At 68.1% G+C, this 20152-nt stretch carries 19 protein-coding genes; 9 read left to right on the plus strand and 10 right to left on the minus strand.

Features of this window, described 5'->3' with window-relative positions:
- Nucleotides 1-110 precede the first annotated feature (110 nt).
- Together GQ674_RS09635 and GQ674_RS09640 are read left to right on the plus strand one after the other, a co-directional pair.
- A complete protein-coding gene (locus GQ674_RS09635) occupies nucleotides 111-716 on the plus strand; it encodes a TetR/AcrR family transcriptional regulator (RefSeq protein WP_159496888.1) in 606 nt (201 codons plus the stop codon).
- 105 nt (nucleotides 717-821) lie between these two features.
- Entirely contained in the window at nucleotides 822-1514 is a 693-nt protein-coding gene (locus GQ674_RS09640; protein WP_159496889.1) for a type 1 glutamine amidotransferase domain-containing protein, read from the plus strand.
- Between the two features lie 77 nt (nucleotides 1515-1591).
- On the opposite strand, the gene GQ674_RS09645 is transcribed toward GQ674_RS09640, so the two are convergent.
- The 7 genes from GQ674_RS09645 to GQ674_RS09675 all read right to left on the minus strand — a co-directional run bounded on the left by GQ674_RS09645 (nucleotide 1592) and on the right by GQ674_RS09675 (nucleotide 5921).
- Entirely contained in the window at nucleotides 1592-2905 is a 1314-nt protein-coding gene (locus tag GQ674_RS09645; RefSeq protein ID WP_159496890.1) for a sorbosone dehydrogenase family protein, read from the minus strand.
- Nucleotides 2902-3318: a DUF2231 domain-containing protein gene (locus tag GQ674_RS09650; protein ID WP_159496891.1), complete on the minus strand. Its 417-nt coding sequence runs from the start codon at nucleotides 3316-3318 to the stop codon at nucleotides 2902-2904. Before GQ674_RS09650 ends, GQ674_RS09645 begins: the two co-directional genes overlap by 4 nt.
- A 116-nt stretch (nucleotides 3319-3434) precedes the next feature.
- Entirely contained in the window at nucleotides 3435-3908 is a 474-nt protein-coding gene (locus tag GQ674_RS09655; protein WP_159496892.1) for a hypothetical protein, read from the minus strand.
- An 87-nt stretch (nucleotides 3909-3995) separates the two neighbouring features.
- A complete protein-coding gene (locus GQ674_RS09660; protein WP_159496893.1) occupies nucleotides 3996-4190 on the minus strand; it encodes a heavy-metal-associated domain-containing protein in 195 nt (64 codons plus the stop codon).
- 90 nt (nucleotides 4191-4280) lie between these two features.
- Nucleotides 4281-4769 carry a Cu(I)-responsive transcriptional regulator gene (cueR, locus tag GQ674_RS09665; RefSeq protein WP_159499369.1) on the minus strand — a complete coding sequence of 163 codons (489 nt, stop codon included), beginning with the start codon at nucleotides 4767-4769 and terminating at the stop codon, nucleotides 4281-4283.
- A gap of 124 nt (nucleotides 4770-4893) precedes the next feature.
- Nucleotides 4894-5436, minus strand: a complete 543-nt coding sequence (locus GQ674_RS09670) for a hypothetical protein (RefSeq protein ID WP_159496894.1) — start codon at nucleotides 5434-5436, stop codon at nucleotides 4894-4896.
- 137 nt (nucleotides 5437-5573) lie between these two features.
- Entirely contained in the window at nucleotides 5574-5921 is a 348-nt protein-coding gene (locus tag GQ674_RS09675) for a hypothetical protein (protein WP_159496895.1), read from the minus strand.
- A 252-nt stretch (nucleotides 5922-6173) separates the two neighbouring features.
- Between GQ674_RS09675 and GQ674_RS09680 the strand changes: the two genes are divergently transcribed.
- The 4 genes from GQ674_RS09680 to GQ674_RS09695 all read left to right on the plus strand — a co-directional run bounded on the left by GQ674_RS09680 (nucleotide 6174) and on the right by GQ674_RS09695 (nucleotide 11166).
- The gene (locus GQ674_RS09680) at nucleotides 6174-7961 is read left to right on the plus strand and encodes an FAD-binding protein (protein ID WP_159496896.1); all 1788 of its coding nucleotides are present in this window, start codon (nucleotides 6174-6176) and stop codon (nucleotides 7959-7961) included.
- 103 nt (nucleotides 7962-8064) lie between these two features.
- On the plus strand, nucleotides 8065-9981 hold the full coding sequence (locus GQ674_RS09685) for a DUF885 domain-containing protein (RefSeq protein WP_159496897.1): 1917 nt from the start codon (nucleotides 8065-8067) through the stop codon (nucleotides 9979-9981).
- A gap of 87 nt (nucleotides 9982-10068) precedes the next feature.
- Entirely contained in the window at nucleotides 10069-10464 is a 396-nt protein-coding gene (locus GQ674_RS09690) for an OsmC family protein (RefSeq protein ID WP_159496898.1), read from the plus strand.
- 114 nt (nucleotides 10465-10578) lie between these two features.
- Nucleotides 10579-11166, plus strand: a complete 588-nt coding sequence (locus GQ674_RS09695) for a fasciclin domain-containing protein (RefSeq protein ID WP_159496899.1) — start codon at nucleotides 10579-10581, stop codon at nucleotides 11164-11166.
- A 218-nt stretch (nucleotides 11167-11384) separates the two neighbouring features.
- Here GQ674_RS09695 and GQ674_RS09700 read toward each other — a convergent pair whose 3' ends face one another.
- The 3 genes from GQ674_RS09700 to GQ674_RS09710 form a co-directional block, all read right to left on the minus strand.
- Complete coding sequence (locus GQ674_RS09700; RefSeq protein WP_159496900.1) at nucleotides 11385-12260, minus strand: OmpA family protein; 876 nt, start codon at nucleotides 12258-12260, stop codon at nucleotides 11385-11387.
- Between the two features lie 97 nt (nucleotides 12261-12357).
- Nucleotides 12358-16785, minus strand: coding sequence for a YadA-like family protein (locus tag GQ674_RS09705; RefSeq protein WP_159496901.1), 4428 nt, complete (start codon nucleotides 16783-16785; stop codon nucleotides 12358-12360).
- A gap of 223 nt (nucleotides 16786-17008) precedes the next feature.
- Nucleotides 17009-18004 (minus strand): AraC family transcriptional regulator, encoded by a 996-nt coding sequence (locus GQ674_RS09710; RefSeq protein WP_159496902.1) that lies wholly within the window; start codon nucleotides 18002-18004, stop codon nucleotides 17009-17011.
- A 787-nt stretch (nucleotides 18005-18791) separates the two neighbouring features.
- Between GQ674_RS09710 and GQ674_RS09715 the strand changes: the two genes are divergently transcribed.
- From GQ674_RS09715 to GQ674_RS09725, 3 genes are all read left to right on the plus strand, one after another.
- Nucleotides 18792-18998, plus strand: a complete 207-nt coding sequence (locus GQ674_RS09715) for a Flp family type IVb pilin (RefSeq protein ID WP_137189614.1) — start codon at nucleotides 18792-18794, stop codon at nucleotides 18996-18998.
- A gap of 104 nt (nucleotides 18999-19102) precedes the next feature.
- Complete coding sequence (locus tag GQ674_RS09720; RefSeq protein ID WP_159496903.1) at nucleotides 19103-19648, plus strand: prepilin peptidase; 546 nt, start codon at nucleotides 19103-19105, stop codon at nucleotides 19646-19648.
- On the plus strand, nucleotides 19645-20133 hold the full coding sequence (locus tag GQ674_RS09725) for a pilus assembly protein (protein WP_137189616.1): 489 nt from the start codon (nucleotides 19645-19647) through the stop codon (nucleotides 20131-20133). Before GQ674_RS09720 ends, GQ674_RS09725 begins: the two co-directional genes overlap by 4 nt.
- The last annotated feature ends 19 nt before the right edge of the window (nucleotides 20134-20152 follow it).

A 20152-nucleotide genomic window follows, 5' to 3' on the forward strand; every position in this document is an offset into this window, starting at 1 on the left:
GGATGCGGCGATCCCAGCCAGCCGGTCGCAGGCATGGCACCTGAACGCGTTGATCGCTTGCTGAAAACGCGCACTAGACGACCGGTCTAATCGGGCGTACAGTACATCCCATGACCGCTGCGACCTCCCCTGAACCCCTCGATGTCCGCGACAGGATCCTGGCCACCGGCGAGCGGATCATGGGCGGCAAGGGCTTCTCTGCGGTGGGCCTGAATGAGGTCCTCACCGCCGCTGGTGTGCCGAAAGGCTCGTTCTACCACTACTTCGGCTCCAAGGAAGCCTTCGGCGAGGCGCTGCTGGAGGGCTATTTTGCCGCGTACCTGGCCGAGATGGACGCCACCTTCCGCCAGCCCGGCCTGAGCAAGGCCCAGCAGCTGGATGCGTACTTCCGCGCCTGGCGGGACGCGCAGTCGTTCGAGGAGTGCCAGGGCAAGTGCCTGGCGGTAAAGCTCGGCGCCGAAGTGGCCGACCTGTCGGCCAGCATGCGCGCAGCATTGCAGCGCGGCACGGCCGGCATCGTCGAACGTCTGGCGCGGGCGATCCAGGCCGGCGTCGTCGACGGCTCACTGCAGGTCCACGGCGACCCCGCTACCGTGGCCCAGAGCCTCTACCAGCTGTGGCTGGGCGCGAGCATCATGGTGAAAATCACCCGTACCCTGCAGCCCTTCGATGCGGCGCTGAGCGCGACCCGGCAAGCACTTCACCCTTCGGCCTGACGGGCCGGAAAGCACCACAGGCACTTCAGGGCGACGTGCCTTTTCGTTCGCCCCCATCGTAGACGACTGGTCTACTCATCCCGTCCCATCCACCGGAGCCACCGCATGAAAATCCTCATCGTCCTTACCTCCCACGACCAGCTGGGCGACACCGGCCGCACGACCGGCTTCTGGCTGGAAGAACTCGCTGCGCCCTACTACGCCTTCGCCGATGCGGGCGCGCAGGTCGTGCTGGCCTCGCCCAAGGGCGGCCAGCCGCCGTTGGATCCCAAGAGCAACGAGCCCGACTTCCAGACCGACCTCACCCGTCGCTTCGAGGCCGATCCGGCCGCGACCGCGCAACTGGCTGCGACCGTGCGCCTGGACAGTGTCGACCAGAGCGACTTCGACGCCGCGTTCTATCCCGGCGGCCATGGCCCGCTGTGGGACCTCGCCAACGACCACCACTCGATCGCACTGATCGAATCGTTCATCGCCGCCAACAAGCCGGTCGCGCTGGTCTGCCATGCCCCGGGCGTGTTGCGCGACGTCAAGGCCGCGGACGGTTCGCCGCTTGTGGCGGGCAGGAAGGTCACCGGCTTCACCAACAGTGAGGAAGCCGGCGTCGGCCTTACCGACGTGGTGCCGTTCCTGGTGGAAGACATGCTCAAGGCGGCCGGCGGCCAGTACTCCAAGGGGCCCGACTGGGGCTCGTACGTGGTCAGCGATGGCCTGCTGATCACCGGTCAGAACCCGGCATCGTCGGCAGCAACGGCGGCCGAGCTGGTGAAGCACCTGAGTGCGTCGGGCAACGCCTGAGGCCTGACCGCGTCGAGGCCGGCGCGTAATGACGCGCCGGCCTTGCTGCATTCCGCTGGTCATGCCTTCCGGGCGCGTCAGCTACCCGCGGACGCCGCCACCGGAGTGATGCGCCAGATCGTATTGGCCAGGTCATCGGCCACGATCACCGCCCCACGCGGATCCAGCGAGACCCCGACCGGACGGCCGCGGGTCCGACCGTCATCGCCGCGGAAACCACTGGCGAAATCGATCGGTGCGCCGGCCGGGCGACCGTCACGGAACGGCACGAACACCACCTTGTAACCGACCGGCGGATTGCGGTTCCAGCTGCCATGCTCACCGACGAACACACCGTCGGCAAACGCAGGCCCCATCGCGGCCGACGAGAACGTCACGCCCAGCGCGGCCACGTGCGATCCCAGCGCATAATCCGGGGCGATGGCCGTGGCCACCTTCTGCGGGTTCTGCGGCATCACCCGCACATCCACGTTCTTGCCCCAGTAGCTGTAGGGCCAGCCGTAGAACGCGCCTTCGCGCACCGAGGTGAGGTAGTCCGGCACCAGGTTGGGGCCGATCTCATCGCGTTCGTTGACCACCGCCCACAGCACGCCCGTGCCCGGCTGCACGGTCAGCGCGGTGGGATTGCGCAGGCCCGTGGCATACACCTTGTGCGCGCCGGTCTGAGCATCCACCTGCCATACCTGGGCCCGGTCGATCTCCACGGCCATGCCACGTTCGGTGATGTTGCTGTTGGAGCCGATACCCACGTACAGGTGGCGCCCGTCTGCACTCGCCGCCAACGATTTGGTCCAGTGGTGGTTGATCGCCGCCGGCAGGTCGGTGACCTTGCTCGGCGCGCCGCTGGCCTTGGTCTGGCCCGGCTGGTAGGCAAAGCGCACCAGCGCGTCCTGGTTGGCCACATACAGCGCATCGCCGATCAACGCCAGGCCGTACGGCGCATTGAGGTGGTCGGCAAACACGGTCTTGAGTTCGTACACGCCGTCGCCATCGGCATCGCGCAGCAAGGTAAGGCGGTTGCCGCTTTTCACGGCGGTGTTGCCCTTCGACTTGATGCGGCCGGCAATGACGTCCTTGGGTTTCAGGTTCGGGGCGCTGCCGCCGCGACCTTCGGCCACCAGGATGTCGCCATTGGGCAGCACCAGCGTCTGCCGCGGAATGGCCAGCCCGGTGGCGATGGCCGAAATGCGGTAGCCCGCTGGCACCGTCGGCGTGCGATCGCCCCAGCTGGCCGGCTTGGCGATGGTCATGTCCGGCATCAGCGTGCGGTTGGGCGCGGGCAGTTCCGGGGTGGCGCCGTACTGTTCAAGCTCGGGCGCCTTGTTGCTGCACGCGGCCAGCGCGATGGTCAGCACCGATACGGTGAGCATGGCGGTGGGTTGACGCTTCATCGTGCACCTCCCACGCGCAGGCTGGAGAACCCGACCCAGGTCGCCAGCAGGGCCAGTACCGTGACGACCCCCGACAACACCAATGCCACCGGCATGATCGCCCAGGCATCACGGGCGTGATGCAGCGAGTTGAAGAAACCCGCCGCCCAGGTAAGCACCAGCAGCGCGGTGTAGGCACGCGCGCGGCTGCCGCGGGCCAGGCCCACCAGGGCGCACAACAACGCGAGGGTGGTGATCACCATGGCGCCCACCAGCAGCCAGGCCGCGAAGTTGCTCCATTGGATCTCGTAGCTGCTCCAGTAGGCGTAGTCGGCCAGCAGCGCGCCCAGGAACAACGGCAGCACGCCGCCCAGCACCGCGGCATGGAAAGGATGGAGGGCCCATGGGCGGGCCAGCGAGGCAGTCGAGTTCACGGCGGTCTCCAGATGGACGGATGTCCGGACCCCACCGATGCTGCCAGCCGACGGTGATACGCCATGTGATGCACGGGGACGGCGCGGCGCGGATCGCGCCTGCCGCGCCGAAGGGGTCAGGTGCGGGCGTCGGCCAGGGGCTGGTAGGAATCCTCGAAATCCAGGTAGTCCTCGTGCAGCCCGTCAACCCGCCGCCCTGTCGGCCCGTCGGGCCCGGTTTCCATCAGTTGCCAGCCGGGCATGCGCGGGTCGTCGCTCATGCCGCCCTCATCGAGCACCATCACGAAGTGATTGCCCAGCGCCTTGGCATACGCGCGCAGCAGCGCATGCAGTGCCTTCGGGTCCACCGCAGCACGCAGCGTCTGCAGGGTACCCTCCAGTTCGGGCTGCTCGTCGATGGCGTCGGACAGGACGTGCTCCACGTGGTCGGCCAATACGTGCACGTCGTGCAGCACGCGGAACCGGGCGAACTGCGCGATGTTCTCGGACAGCTCGCTGCTCACCCAGTCGCGCGGGGCAGTGCACCCCGCTGACTGCATGGCCGCGGTGAGTTGGGCACGGCGTTCGGTCTTGTCGTCGGTTGCACGCATGAAAGTGGCGTCCTTGGCGTGTAGCGTGGGAGTGGAGCGCCTATCCTAGCCAAGCGCTGCCGCAAATGCCTACCTCACATGCCCGGCTCAGCGTGCGTCCGGGAAACCTGCCTCGGCCAGCGCCGCCACGAACACCCCTTCGCTCAGGGTGCTGTCCACCCGCACCTCGCGCGCCGCCGGATCGGTCTCGATGCGCGCGTTGGGATCTGCGTCCATCAGTGCCTTGGTCACGGAGCGGGCACAGCCGCCGCAGGTCATGTTGGGAATGTTGAAACGGAACATGCAGGACGCCTCGTGGGAAAGTGTGCGCTTACTTTCCGGCCTGACAGCATGGCAAGGTCAAGCGGTGTCGTGCACGTGGCAAGGCAGGGTTCACTTTGCCGCACGACGGCGGGATGCCACCGGCCCATCGGTGCCGAAACGCGGTGCGCGATGAGGCACCACCGTGGCCGGTGCGGCGGCAGCGGCGTCGGTCTGCTCGGCGAGGTCGGCAATGATCGGACAATCCGGGCGATCGTTGCCGTGGCAGTGCTCGGCCAGATGCTCCAGGGTCTGCGCCATCGCCTCCAGTTCGGCAATCCGGGTGCGCAGGCCCGCCACGTGCGCCAATGCCACGGCCTTGACGTCCGCACTGGCCCGGCCGCGGTCGTTCCACAAGGTCAGCAGCTCGGCGATCTGTTCAACCGGAAATCCGAGGTCGCGCGCGCGCCGGATGAAGCGCAGGCTGTGCGCCTCCTGCGTGCTGTAGGTCCGGTAGCCCGCGGCGCTGCGTTCGGCCTGCGGAATCAGGCCGATCTGTTCGTAGTACCGGATCATCTTCGCCGACAGGCCGGAAAAGGCGGCCGCCTGACCAATATTCAACATGTTCTGCTCCTCGGAAACCTGCTGCCACACCGCACCACCGTGCCCATCATCGCGCCGATGGCGGCGTGGAGGTGAAGCGTCACACGGTACCTCCAGTCTGGGGATTCCCACCGTGGGAAGGTCAAGCCTGGGGCATTTGGCCGACCTGCAACCGTTCACGCAGGATCGCGTCGGCCGACGGTACTCCGCGCAGCTGCTGCTCGATCACCGTCGCCACGGCGCCGAACATCTTCTTCTGGACCAGATAGCAGACCAGGAAGAACGGCAGCATCAACAGCATCGGTGCCGCCGCCGGCCGCACCAGGACCACCGGAATGATCGACAGCGACATGCCCAGTGCTGACCAGTTGAAGCGCCCTTCCACCCTCACCTCGCGCCGCTTGGGGTCGGCGACCACCCGCCCGCGCATGATCGGGTAGAAGCGTTGGGCGAAGCTCTCGCGGAAGGCATAGCTGCCGTCGGGCAGCCGTCGGAACACCAGGTGGAGGTACTTTCCACGCGGCACATCGTATTCCAGGCTGCTCAGTGACAGTCGGGTGCGCCAGTCGGTCGGGGCAGCGATACGCTGGTTGAAAATGCGGATGCCCCAGCTGAAATAGCGGGCGTTCCAGAAGAACTGCAGCACCAGGTCGATCAGCAGCAAGGCACACAGGGCAAAGACCATCGAAACTCCATGGGCGGGCAGCGGCCAGCACCTCACGCACTTGGCGGCGGAGCGGGCGTCCAGTGAGACGGCGCAGCGCATCCCCGCGCTGCGGTGGCCAGCATACGCCAGCTGCCCCGCGGCCGATCAGCAGGCCGCTACCCCGGGCCAGCGCGGTACGCCACGCCCCCGCGCAAGGTAATGCGTCGCTCCCACCACCAGAACATCACCAGCAGCACCGCGCCCATGGCCAGGAACACCAGGCCGCTGAGCAGATGCACCTCGACGCTGGTCTCCAGCGCCTTCATCACCTTCAGTGCGACGTAGCGCTGGTAGTCGACCAGATCGCGCAGGGGGTGATCAACAAAGTAGCGGGCCAGGCTGCCGCGTACGTTGATCCATGAACCGCCGTGATCGGAACTGTCAAAGGTGTGCACGCCGAACGCCATCTGCGCGACACCGGCCAGCATGCAGAACAGGCCCATCACCAACAGCATCCAGCGCATTGTCGTTCCTCGACGATAGGGCCAGCCAGTGGCCGTCCAGCACAGGGGGAGGCAGGCCCGGTTGCCGACGCTGCCGGGCACCCAGCGTAATGCGTCATCCCGCCCTGCGCACGCCCGGCCGGGCCCACCGGCCCCGAGCCGGCCGCCGTTGGTCCCTTGCTGCCCCCTTTCGTCCCGCGCCCAATGACGACGGGCGGTAGCCGGCACACACTCGCTGGCATCGCTACCGGCCACGCGCCAAGGAATACCCCGATGAAACGACGTGACTGTCTCAAGGCCAGCCTGGCCCTGCCCCTGCTGCCGCTGGTCCTGGAAGCGACGGCCGCCGCGCCCCTGCCCGCCCCCCGGGTGCGGCCGGGCACCGCCGGGTGGCCGGCCCGCGCCGACTGGGCCCGACTGTCGCAGGCGGTCGGCGGGCGGCTGTCGGTGCCGCAGTCGCCGTTCCTGGTCGATGCCGCCACCCGCGATGAAGCGCTGGCGCAGATCCACAACCCCTTCTATATCGGGGACCAACCGGGGCTGACCCAGACCAGCGGTTACTTCGGCGCATGGCGCTCGGTGCCCAGCGCGCAGATGGTGGCCGCCGCCAGTAGCGCCGACGTCGCCGCGGCAGTGAACTTTGCCCGCACCCATCGGCTGCGGCTGGTGGTCAAGGGCGGCGGCCACAGCTACCACGGCACCTCGTGCGCGCCCGACTCGCTGCTGGTCTGGACCCGGGCGATGAACCAGATCCAGCTGCACGACGCCTTCGTGCCACAGGGCGCGCGCCCTGGCACGGCGCCACAGCCGGCGGTGAGCGTGGGTGCCGGGGCGATGTGGATCGACGCCTACACCGCCGTAACCACCCACGGCGGACGGTACGTGCAGGGCGGTGGGTGCACGTCGGTGGGCGTGACCGGGCTGGTCACCGGCGGTGGCTTCGGCAGTTTCTCCAAGACCTTCGGCAGCGCTGCGGCGGGCCTGCTGGAGGCCGAGGTGGTGACCGCTGACGGCCGGGTGCGTGTGGTCAATGCGGACAACGACGCGGACCTGTTCTGGGCGCTGAAGGGAGGCTGTGCCGCCAGCTTCGGCATCGTCACCCGGATGACCCTGAAGACCCACGCCCTGCCCGATACGTTTGGCGGCGTCTCCTTCAAGGTGCAGGCCAGCACAGAGGAACAATGGCGTGCGCTGGCGGCCCAGGTACTGCGTTTCTATCGGGACCACCTGTGCAACGCCCACTGGGGCGAGCAGATCACCTTCGCCGGTGAGCGCACCCTGTCGATCTCGATGGTGTTCCAGGGCCTCAGCCGCGAGACGGCGGCAGCCACGTGGCAGCCGCTGCTGGACTGGATCACCGCAAACCCGGGCTACACCGTGCGCGAACCGCTGCAGACCCTGGCGATGCCGGCGCGCGACTTCTGGGATGCGGACTTCTTCCGCCAGCACGCGCCGGCGATCATTGCCGAGGACACCCGTGCCGATGCGCCTTTCCACCACATGCTGTGGAAAGGCGACCAGGGCCAGGTGGGCTGGTTCCTGCACGGGTACGCCTCGGCGTGGATGCCGTCGGCGCTGCTGGGGGACGACCAGGTGGTGACCGCCGCAACGGCGCTCTGTGCGGCTGCCGCGCACATGGACGTGGGCCTGCACTGCAACAAGGGGCTGTTCGGCGCGCCCGCCGAGGCGATCGCGGCCAGTGCCGACACCGCCACCCACCCTGCCGTGCTGGACGCCTTCGCGCTGGCGTTGATCGGGACTGCCGGCGGCCCGGTCTATCCCGGCTGTGGCGGCAGCGTGGACGAGCCCGGCGCGCGCCGGGGGGCGCTACGGGTGCGGCGTGCCTACGAGGCCTTGTCGGTGCTGGTGCCCAAGGCCCCCACGTACGTGTCCGAGTGCGACTACTTCCAGGCCGATTGGCAGCAGGCCTTCTGGGGCCCGCACTACCCGCGCCTGCTGGCCACCAAGCAGCGCTACGACCCGGACGGGCTGTTTGTGATCCATCACGGCGTGGGCAGCGAAGCCTGGAGCGCGGACGGCTTCGCACCGCGCACCGTTTGACGCGCCGAGGCTGCCGCCGGGAGGGCGCGCGGGTGCCCCCTTGCACGTGCAGCCCGCGCCGACCTGGCGTAGCCTGCGCGCAGCCCGCCACTGGAGATGTCCCGTGCTGCCGAACCCGACCGCTGCCGCCCTGCCCGCCCTGTTGTCGCTCGCCATCGGCGCGGCGTTGGCGCTCGCCACGCCGTCCACGCACGCGCAGGCCACCGCCGCCACGCCGATGCCGCCGGCAACGGTGGCCGGCACACCGACGCCGGTGTCGTTCAACGGCCTGCTCGACGCACAAACCATGGCCGCGATCAACGCCGACCCGGAGCTGCGCACGATGCTCGGCATCAGTGGCGACGGCCAGGCCGACACGTCCGACCAGCTCACCGATGTCTCACTGGCACGGCGTGAGGTCAACCGGCGGTTCCTGGCCGACAACCTGGCGGCGATCACGCAGTGGCAGGGCGCCACGCTGGATGCGCAGCAGCAGTTGAGCCGTGGCCTGGCGCGCTGGTTCTACCAGACCCAGATCGACCTGATGGCGGTGCAATGGTCGGCGGCATGGCTGCCGGTGGGGGGCAGCACCTATGCGGTGGACCAGTTGTTCAGCCTGCCGGTGAACCTGCCGCAGTTCATGGACAACCAGCACGCGGTCACCGATGAGACCAGCGCGGCGCACTACATCGCCCGGCTGCAGGCGATGGGACCCAAGCTGGACCAGGTGCGCGCCAACGTGGACATGCAGGCCGCGCAGGGCGTGGTGCCGCCCGAAGTGGCGCTGCAGGGCGCCGCCGACCAGTTCCGCACGCTGCTCGAACCTGCGCCGAAGGACAGCCTGTGGGTGCAGTCGCTGCAGCGCAAACTGGAGAAGTTGCCAGCGATTCCTGCCGAACGCCGCGCCGCATTGATCGCGCAGGCCACGCGCGCGGTGCAGCAGTCGGTCAATCCCGGCTACCAGCGCCTGCTGGCCGATGTGCAGGGCCTGCAGGCGCGCCGCCTGGGCAACAGGGGCGTGTGGGCGCTGCCGCAGGGCAAGGCCTACTACGATACCGCGTTGCGCTGGTACACCAGCACCGACCTGGACGCCGACGCGATCCATGCGGTCGGGCTGGAGGAAGTGGCGCGGGTGGAGAAGCTGATGGATGCGCGGCTGGTCCTGCTGGGCCTGCGCGAAGGCAGCGTCGCCGCCCGCGTGCAGCAGCTGCGCCAGGACCCGCGCTACCTGTATGCCGACAGTGAGGCCGGGCGCAAGGAACTGCTGGGCGACATCGAACAGCGCCTGCGAGACCTCGACCCGATCCTGCCGACCTGGTTCGGCCACCTGCCGCCGCAGAAGCTGGTGGTTCAGCCGGTGCCGGCACACATGCAGAAGACCTCGCCCGGCGGCTACTACTATCCCCCGGCGATGGACGGCTCGCGACCGGGCACGTTCTTCATCAACCTGGGCGACATCGAGTCCAACACGCGCTGGAGCATCCCCACCCTCACCTACCATGAGGGCTCGCCCGGCCATCACTTCCAGATCTCGATCGGGCAGACCCTGGCCGATTTGCCGTTGCTGCGCCGCAGCCTCAATCCCAGCGCCTTCAGCGAAGGCTGGGCGCTGTATGCCGAGCAGCTGATGGCCGAGGCCGGCGTGTACAAGGACGACCCGGCTGGCGACCTCGGCCGGCTGCAGGCCGAGATGTTCCGCTCGGTGCGGCTGGTGGTGGATACCGGCCTGCACCGCAAACGCTGGACGCCCGAGCAGGCCGCCACCTACATGCAGGAAAAGACCGGCATGAAGCCCAGCGACGTGGGCGTGGAGATCAACCGCTATCTGGTCCAGCCTGGCCAGGCGTCGTCGTACAAGATGGGCCAGTTGCAGTTGCTGGCCCTGCGCAAACGGGCACGCAGGGAACTGGGAACGCGGTTCGACATCCGCGCCTTCCACGATCTGGTGCTGGGTAACGGCGCGATGCCGATGACGGTGGTGGCGCAGGCGGTGGATGGCTGGATTGCCGCCGGCGGTGGCGACCCGCGACGCACGCCCTGAGCGCGGCGCGCGCAGAGACGCGGCGTTCCGCCCGCGACGGCGGCGTGCGATGCTGCGCGCATCCCCACTCCAGCACGGCGCCGCCCCATGGCACAGGTCCAGATCGTTTCCGAAGGCCCCAACTACCGCCACCACATCCGCAGCGGCGTGCACGAGCTGATTGCAGACGAGCCGGCCCCACTCGGTGGCCAGGACGCAGGCCTGGCCCCGTTCGACCTGTACCTGGCATCGCTGTCGGCCTGTACCGCGATCACCCTGCGCATGTATGCAGAGAAGAAAGGGTGGGATCTGGGTACCTTCCGCGCCGAGCTGAGCTCCTCGCGCGATGCCGCCGGCAAGCTGATGGTGCACCGCATCCTGCATGCCAGTGGGGCGCTGAGCGATGCGCAGTGGCAGCGCCTGCTGGAGGTGGTCGAAAAGACCCCGGTGACCCTGGTAATGCGCGAGGGCGCCACCATCACCAGCGAACGCGGCCCCGCCTGATCACCCTCACCTGCCGATAACAAACGTAGAAAGCCGGCCGCCGCTGCATCCGCCACGCTGCTTCACGCGTAGATCCTGCTGCGTCACTTGGACGCTACTGCTGGGACTCTGCACATGAAAAGCTCGCTGACCGGTCTGCTTCTGATTGCCTGCCTGTCCACCGCTGCCGCGCCGCTGGCGTTCGCGCAGGCGCCGATGGCAGGCCACGACCACGCCATGGCCGCCAACCCCATGGTGGGCGGTGCGCCGATGTACGCCACCAAGGACATCATCGACAACGCCGTCGCCTCCAAGGACCACACCACCCTGGTTGCCGCGGTCAAGGCCGCCGGCCTGGTCGAGACGCTCAAAGGCCCGGGCCCGTTCACCGTGTTCGCGCCGACCAACGCGGCCTTCGCCGCACTGCCCAAGGGCACGGTCGACGGGTTGCTGAAGCCGGAGAAGAAGGCCGACCTGACCAAGGTGCTCACCTACCACGTGGTGGCCGGCAACCTCGACAGCACCGCGCTGCTGGCCCGGATCAAGCAGGGTGGCGGCAAGGCCGCACTGACCACCGTGCAAGGTGAAACGCTCACTGCCCGCCAGGTCGGCAAGGGCATTACGTTGACCGACAGCAAGGGCGGCACCGCCCGCGTCACCATTGCCGACGTGCGCCAGAGCAACGGCGTGATCCACGTGGTGGACAAGGTGCTGATGCCCTGACCCACCCGCCGCGCAACGGCAGGCGGCGACGCTGCAGGAACGGGCGTCGCCGCGGGACGGGTAAAGGATGACCTGGCCCGCCGCCCCGGTGCGATGACGGGGGAGACATCCTGCGAGGGCGACGAGCCAGGTCAAAGAACACCCCGGCCGATGCGGGAGAGATGCATCGACGCGGGGTACCAACGGGGGGAGATGCGTGGCCGTGCGCCACGTGGGGCTCAACGCGTCTGCGCGAGCCCGGAAATTTCGACGCGGCGGTTCGGCGCCAGGCACGCAATCACCGCCTGGCGGTTGCCCTGAGTGCAGTTCACCAGCGGGTCGGCCTTGCCGCGCCCTTCGGCCACGATCGCCGCCGCCGGCACCCCGCCCTGCACCAGCGCATCGCGAACGGCCTGTGCGCGCCGTTGCGACAACACCTGGTTGTAGCCATCGCTGCCGATCCGGTCGGTGTAGCCCAGCACCTGGATGGTCTGCACCTGGCTGGCGCTGCGCACCTGCTGCAACAGCGCATCCACGCTTTGGCGACCGGCCTCGGTCAGGGTGGCGCTGTCAAACGCGAACAACGCATCGGCCGACAGGCGCACCGGCTCGCTGGGCATCGGTGCCGGCGGCGGCGGCGGCGGCGGGGGCGGCGGAGGCGGTGCTGGCGGCTGCAGCAGCGCGGCGCAGGCCTGCGGCTTCCAGTAGCCGGCCTGGGCCACGCCCTTCGCATCGAAATGCACCTGGAACTGGCAGGTGAAGTAGTCGCCGCCGGGATTGCTGCGGAAGTTGAACAGGTAATTCCACTCGTGCACGCCCCACATGCCCTCGCCGAAGTGCGGCGTGCCCAGCAGGGTGTACAACTGGCGCTTGGTCATCCCGCGCGCGAACAGGCGCAGGCTGTCCAGGTCGACGAACAGGCCTTCCTTCAGCGTGGCCCGCTTCGGATCGGGGAACCTCACCTCCTCCGCCTCCGGCGTGACCGCGGTGCCTTCGGAGACATCGCCCTTGTGCTTGCCACCGCTGGCGCAGGCGCTGAACAGCAACACCGCCAATCCCAGCGACAGTGAGCGCAGCAACGGCGTGTGGTCGTGTGCAATCGATGATGCGGACATGGTTTCCCCCTGGTGCGCGACGCCGCGCTGGAATCCCCGGTGCGGCAGGCTGCCGGCACCGGGAACGAATCACTGGGAACGGTTCACTACGGCGTGCTTACCACTGGATGCCCGCACCAACCGACACCCCGCCCTCGCCTCGGCTGTTGGTGGTCCCGGCCACCTTGTAGATCCACCGCCCGCCCTCGGACACCCCGGAGATGCCCACGGCCACGCCGGACTCGCCGTTGTAGCTGCCAGCGGCCACCGCGGCCATGCTGCGCCCGGCCTCATACGGCTGTGGCAGCCCGGCCACCGCCATCGCCGCGGCCACGCCGGCCGAGGCACGGTCGTCGGTACGGCGCAGGTTGCGGTCGAACGAATCGAACCGCTCGTCGGTATAGGCCTTGGACCAGTCCAGGGTCTGGTTCATGCCGGCACGCAGCTGATCGACGTTGACCGCGTCGGTACCGGCGGTACCGGCCGCGACATTACGGACGGTGGTCGGCCCGGTGCTGGTGCTGCCCAGGGTGACGCTGTTGAGGTTGGTGGTGCCGTTGACGTTGCTGTCGTAGCGGATGGTGCCCTGCTGCGACGCCTGCAGCTGGCGCACATTCACCGCATCGGTGGCGGCGCTGCCGTCGCCGACGTTGGTGATCTGGCGTTCCGCGCCCGCGCTGCCCACCGACACCGTGTTGTCCCGCGTGGCCACCGACCCGGCGCCCAGGGCCACCGTATTGATGCCCTGTGCGCTGGCGCCGTTGCCCAGCGCGGTGCTGTTGGCCCCGGCCGCACTGGACCCGGCGCCGCCGGCGGCCGCATTGGCACCGGTCGCCGCGGGGGCGGCCAGGTTGTTGCTGTTGTTCACCTGGAACATGCCCGAGGTGCCGTTGTTGATGTTGTTGATCTGGGTATCGGTGTAGGCCTTGGACTGGTCAATGGCATAGTTCACGCCGTTCTGCAGCTGCCCCACGTTGACCGCGTCGTAGCGCTCGGAGCCATCGGCCACATGGGTGACCTTGCGTTCGCCGCCGGTGCTGCCCACCGACACTTCGCCGGCCGAACTGCTGCCGCCGACCGTGCCGAACGCACCGGTGTAGCCGTTCTGCGCGCCCACGCTGGCTACCGACCCGCTGCCCAGTGCCACGCTGTTGTCGGCACTGGCGGTAGCCCCATCGCCGATCGCGGTGCTGCCACTGCCGCTGGCCGAGGCCAGCGGACCGATCGCGATGCTGTCGGCGCCGGTGGCACTGGCCGCGGCCTTGGTCGAGTTGACCTGCACGAACGGACTGCCCGCACCCGGCTGGATCTGATCGATGCGGGTGTTGAGGTTGAGCAGCGAATTGTCCACTGCGGCGAAGGCCACGGTGACGTTGCTGTAGTCGTTGCTGAGCACGCTGCCGTCGGTGGCGATCGAGGAAATACTGAACGTCGGCGCGGTCCAGATGCTGGTGGCCGGGTCGAAGCTGGTGGTGCCACCGAAGTAGCCGATGATCGCGTTGTTGGTCTGGAACAGCTGGTTGCCGGTCACCGCATCGCGGCTGCCGCCCAGCACGCTGCCGTCGGCCAGGTTGGTCAGCGCCACCGCCGCGCCGGCACCGCTGCCGGTCAGGGTAATGCTGTCGGTGGCGTTGCCGGCGCCGTCCACGTCGTACTTCACCGCCAGCTTGTCCACCGCATCGGTCTGGTCGGCCACGTTGGCCAGCGACTGGCTGACCGCATCGAATGCACTGCCCACGTCATTGTAGTCGCCCGGGGTCACCTGGCCGGTGCTGGACACCGCGTTGATGGTGTAGGTCGGCGCACTGATCACGCCGTTGGCATCGACCGCGGCTCCGCCACCCAGGTGCGTGGCCAGCGCCTGGCTGGCATCGAACAGCTGGGCACCGTTGATCGCCTCGCTGCTGATGGCACTGACTGCACCCGCCCGCAGGTTGCGCAGGCTGGTGGTACCGGTGCCGTTGCCGAGCGTGGCACTCGCGTAGTTGACGCTGCCGTCGGGGTTCTCGTCATAGCGCAGCGCGCCCGCTTCAGAGGCCAGCATCTGGCCCATGTTGACCGCATCGGTAGCCTGCGTACCGGCGGCCACGTTCACCACCTGGCGCTCGCTGCCCACCGCACCGACCGACACCGTGCCATCGCGATCGGCCATGGCGCCAGCACCCACGGCAATGGCATTGGCCGCCGTCGCCGTGGCACCGGTGCCCACTGCAATGCTGTCGGCGCCGGTGGCCACGGCGTCCAGCCCGGTCGAGTTGATCTTCAGGAACCGGCTGCCAACCCCGTTGCGGATGTCGGTGATCTGCGTGTTGAGGTTGACCAGCGAACCATCCACGGCCGAGAAGGCATCGGTGGCGTTGTCGTACACGTCCGGGGCGATGGCGCCGCTGTTGGAGACGGTGGTGATGGCAAAGCTCGGCGCGGTCCAGGTGCCGGTGGCCGGGTCGAAGGCGGTCAGCCCGCCGAAGTAGTCGACGATGGCCTGGTTGCTGGCGAACAGCTGCGCGCCGTTGACCGCTTCGGTGCTGGCCGCGCCGATCGCGCCGGGGGCCAGGTTGGCCAGGGTGGTGGTGCCGGTGCCGCCGCCCAGGGTGATGCGTCGGTAATCGGCGCCGCCGGCACCGTCATCGTCGTAGGTCACCGCGAACACATCCAGCGCGTCGATCTGGTTGATAGCGCCCTGCAGCTGACGCACGTTGACCGCATCGGTAGCCGCGCTGCCGGCTGCCACGTTGGTGATCTGCCGCTCGCCGCCCGCAAAGCCGACCGATACTTCACCGGCCGAGATCTGCGGCGTGGTCAGCCCGTAGGCGCTGTAGCTGGCCTGCGCACCGCGGTTGGCCACCGTACGATAGCCCAGGGCCACGCTGTTGGCCTGACTGGAGGTGGCTTCGGCACCGAGCAGAACCTGGCCATTGGCCGTGCCCTTGGCACTGTCGCCGACCACCACCGAATGGCCCATGCGCGCGGCATAGTCGGCGGTAGGCACGCCGGTGGGATCGTTCGGGTCGTTCAGGCCTGCACCCGGGAACGCCACGTTGGCATCCACCTTGGCCAGCTCGTGGCGGGCGTTGGCACCGATCACCACCTCGCGCGAGCCGTTGGCATACGCGCCGTCGCCGACCAGCACCTGGTAGTCCTGCGCGGCGTTGACGGCCCAGCAATCCACGCTGGCCACCAACAGGTCCACGCATTTGTTCGACCAGCCCGGTGCCTGGTCGGGCAGCAGCAGGCCAAGCAACCCGTTCGGGTTGCCGTTGTTGATGTTGTAGATGTAGCTGTCCGAGGTCACCCCGCCAATCAGCGTCAGATGCGAACTGCCGCCGGTGGCCGCGCCGCCCAGCCCGTTGAGCAGGGTGCCTGCCGGGGTCAGGTTGACCAGCGGCACGCCCAGCACATTGGTGACCGAGTAGGTCTGCATGACGTTCGCGCTGCTGACGGCCAGCTTGCCGTTGCGCACGTACCCGTCCCCACCCAGCAGCCCCTGCGCCGTCGGGCCGACCAGGGTCGACAGCGAGCCGACCAGCCCGCCGGTGCCGATGATCAGCCCGGCATCGGGGTCCGGCGCCGCAGGGGCCTTGGGATGACCCGGCGGCAGCGACGTCGGCGCCGGGAACACCCCGCCCACCACGCCGCCCACGACGTTGCCGACCGTGCTGCCCACGCCCCCCACCACGTTGCCGAGGGTGTCGCTGACCCCACCGACGACGTTGCCGACGGTGTTGCTCACGCCGCCCACCACATTGCCCAGCGTGTTGCCGACGCCGCCGAGCAGATCGCCCACGCCGCCCAGCAACCCGCCGGATGCTGCGGTCGGTGACAGCGCCAGGGAACTGGTCTGCGCCACGGCCGCATTCGCATCGACCAGCTTCTGGTTGCGGTCGGCGGCCACGACGGCATGGGCCAGCGCATCTACCTTGACCCCGCCGGCGACGCCGGTGGCCAACGTGGAGGTGATCGTATCGTCGATCCCCTCGCTGACCGTTTCAGTGCTGCCCAGCGCCACCGTGGCATCTGCCACCACGCTGGCAGCCAGTTTCGGCGCGGCAACGGCCACGGCCGCGCCAACGTCGGCGTGCACGCCCGCATGCGCTGCCACCGATGTTGCGCGCTCCGGCGCCGCCACCTGCCGCGGCAGGGCCGCCTTGACCTTGACGCCCACCGCCACGGCCGCCTGCGCCGGGGTGGTCGTTGCCGGCTTGCCCAGCCCCAGGTTGAGGTTGACGTTGGCCGCCGCGCTCAACGCGGGGGTGCTGTCGCCACTGCGCACCATCGCGGCCAGCGCCGCCTCGGCGTCCACCTTCACCGGCAGCGGCGCGTACTTGGCGGTCAGCGCATCCAGATCGCTGCGGGTCTGGCTTTCACCTGCCCATGCCGTTCCGCCGCACAGGGCCAGTGCCAGGCCCATCGACAGCATCGACAGCGGCACCTTCAGGTGCACCACCACCGGGCCGGCCACCAGGCTGCCACGCGAGGTGGCCACTTCCGAGACGACCACCAGGGCATTCAGCCGGTGGCTCCATACGAGTCGAAAGATACGGTTCATCAGGTATTCCCCCGTGTACGAACGATATGGACTGCATCCATGCCTGTTGGCACTTGGAGGTCATTACAGTCGCCACGTCGTCGCTGGGGCACTTCATTCCGGCAGCACCTGCGTGCGTTCCGGCAAGACAAGAACGAAAACCGGCAGTGGCATGCGCAATTCCGGCAGATTGCCGGAAACGTGCATTTCAGGGGGCTGCAGGAGGCGGCGATGGCCGCCGTGGTCAGGCCGGGCTGCCGATCTGCGCCGGCGCACGCATCAGGGTGTCGCGCGGCAGCTCACCAAATACACGACGATAATTGTCGGCAAAACGGGACAGGTCCCACAGGCCGCAGCTCAACGCCACCGCCTTCACCGACTTGCGGCTGGAGTCGGCCATCGACAGCCCACGGCACGCCGCGCACAGCCGCAGCATCGACAGATACCGGTTCGGCGAGGTGCCAAACAGGTCTTCAAACGCATAGCGCAGTGCGCGCTCGCTGACCCCGGCCGCGTCGCAGATTTCATGCATGTAGATATAGCGACGCAGATTGAGCCGCATGAAATTCTCCGCACGTTGCGCAATCAGGTAGTGCGCGCGCCGTGCCCGGGTGTTGGACGGGCGATCTTCATTACCCGCCCCCAGCAAGGCCTGTATGTGGTCGTGCAGCAGCGATTCGACCGCGTCTGCGGCCAGGGCCGCGCCGGGGTCGGCAAGCGTGGCGTGCAGCCCTGTGTAGCGTTCGACCAGGCTGGCGCCGGCGCGAGAAACGTCGGGGTTGAACAGCGACAACGCCTGGCCGGAAGGCAGCGTGCTGCGCAGGCTCAGTGTCGTCAGCTTGCGCTGCACGCGCTGCATGGGGGCCAGCAGCAGGCTCAGCCGCGTGCCCGCGCTCAAGGTGAACTCGCTGATGCCTTCCGGCAGCACGGTCACCACCATGCCGGCACTGAGCGGAATGCCGTGGCACCAACTCCGTGCCTCGTCGGTGGCGTGGATGAACCCCAGCAGGCACCAGTCCTGCGGCAGCATGAACCGACCGCGGAAGTGGAACCCGCAGTGCGCGGCAAGGAAGAGCGCTTCGTCATGCACGCGGGAATGCAGCGCCGCGCGCGGGCCATTGCCATCCAGCAGCACGGTTTCCAGGTCGCAGACGCGCAACACCGCGCTCAGCGTGGCCAAGTCGTGGGACCGTAGCGCGCCGTGCTCATCTGCATTGCCGTCCACTGCACCATCCACCATGACAGTGATGCCCCCGTTGGCCTGGATGCGGGCAGCCCATTGCCGCCACCCGTGCTACTTCCTGTTGCTGCCAATCAACGCCACGCGGCGTCTGAACCTTCTGGCCCGCGCACGTGCGCAGGACACAGCATGTACATGAACAGTTTATCCGCGCGAACGGAGCTGATTACCCCGAATTATCGATGCGCATTTTCGGCAAGTATGCATGAACTGGGCGCGCGGTAAACCCGTCGCCAACAATTGAATCCACGTGCGTGCCCAAGGCCTGCAAACCGCTGTGATTGCGCCGCGAATGCGTCAGACAACCGCCATCACGCGGACTTCACTCTATAAACACGCCACCTTCACTTTATAAACATTAAATGGTTGTCAAAACACCCGGCGCGAATAGCGGGCGAAAGTGCAGGCGCTCAAGTTGGAACGACGTCTGCCGTTTATGTGTATTGAAGGACTTTGTTGGCGCCGATCATTACGGCAGGCATCACCCGGCAGCTCCGTGGCGGAAACCGGGAATGTACGACAGGGGGATCCTATGCAGACGCTCATTGCTACGTGGCTGGTTTCTTCCCCGCATGCGCAGGCGATCACGCCGCGCCTGTCGTTGCCGCCTGCTCCCCGCCATCCGAACCCGGCCGCCCTGGATGCATCCAGGTAGGCCGGCGGCTGCTTCGGCAGCCGCCCCCTGCGCAGGGATCGCGCAGATTACGGGATGGAACCGGCGGAGCCGGGACGCACCATCCACATGCAGGCAGTCCAATCGATTGAACGGAACAGGGAGTAGACCGTCATGAAAGGCTCAATCCGCACGTTTCTCACTGAAGAAGATGGTGTCACCGCGCTCGAGTACGGCATTCTCGCCGCCGTGATCGCCGGCGTACTCGTGGTTGCCGCGCGCACCGGCCTCAACGAGATGTTCACTACGCTGTTCACCAAGCTCAAGACGCTGGTGGACAGCGCCGGCGGCAGCGCACCGACCACCCCCGGCACCGGCTGACCTTCGCTTCACCCGGTTAATGGACGACCGCAGGCCCGCACCTGCGGCAACGCCAACGGCGTGCCTCGCACCCCGTATTCGATGCGCCATGGAGGAGCCCTCGGATGTCACTGCTGCCCGTACTGGCCGTGTTGTTGAGTGCACAGGTCGCCATCAGCGACCTGTACGCCCGGCGCGTGTCCAACCGCTGGTTGCTGTGCGTGGGCATGGTGGCCGTGGGCGGGTTGCTGTGGATGTGGGCGGTGCGCGGGGCACCGTTCCCCGGTATGCATCTGGCCGGCGCGGTGGTGGGACTGGCAGCTCTGCTGCCGTTCTATGCGCTGGGCTGGATGGGTGCCGGGGACGTGAAGTACTTCGCGGTGCTGGGCCTGCTGCTGGGGATGCCGGCCCTGCTGCCGATCTGGGTGGTGAGCAGCCTGCTGGCCGGCACGCACGCGGGCTGCGTACTGCTGGCGCCCAGCCTGCGCACCACGCTGCCGCTGCGCGTGCAATGGCTGCACGCACGTGCACAGGAGCAGTGGCAGGCGCGGCCGTTCGTGCGCCAGATCCACGCATCGCGCCAGGGCCGCGCCGGCATTCCCTATGCCGCGTACCTGGCCTTTGCCACCGTGGGTTTCATTGCCTACGGCACCTATGGAGCATCGTCATGACCGCGTACGCAAGGTTGCATCGCCAACGCACACGGCAACGCGGCGTGGTGACCCTCGAATTTGCGTTCATGCTGATCCTCGGCGTGGTCCCGCTACTGCTGTTGACCTACACCGGGGTGATGATCATGGCCGCCCAGCAGACCCTTTCACAGGCATCGGCCGAAGGTGCGCGCGCCTCGCTGCGTTATGCCAGCCCCAATGAACGCCGTGTGGCCGCCTGCCAGGCGGCGCAGCGCTCGATGCAATGGCTGTTGAACTTCGCCGGGCAACAGGCCAACTGCACTACTGCCGGTGCGCCGCCCATCGTGGTCAGTGCACCTGCGCCCTGCGCGGGCCTGGCCAGCGCGCAGTGCATGCAGGTGTCGGTCAGCTATGACTACCGCAGCAAGCCGTTCCTGCCGGGTACCGGCCGGGTGTATGGCTGGCTGATCACCGAACCCATCCGCAGCACCGCCGTGGCCCAGCTCGACCTGGGTACACCGTGATGCGCCGCACCGACACCGT

The organism is Stenotrophomonas sp. 364 (assembly GCF_009832905.1).
Classification (GTDB): domain Bacteria; phylum Pseudomonadota; class Gammaproteobacteria; order Xanthomonadales; family Xanthomonadaceae; genus Stenotrophomonas; species Stenotrophomonas maltophilia_AP.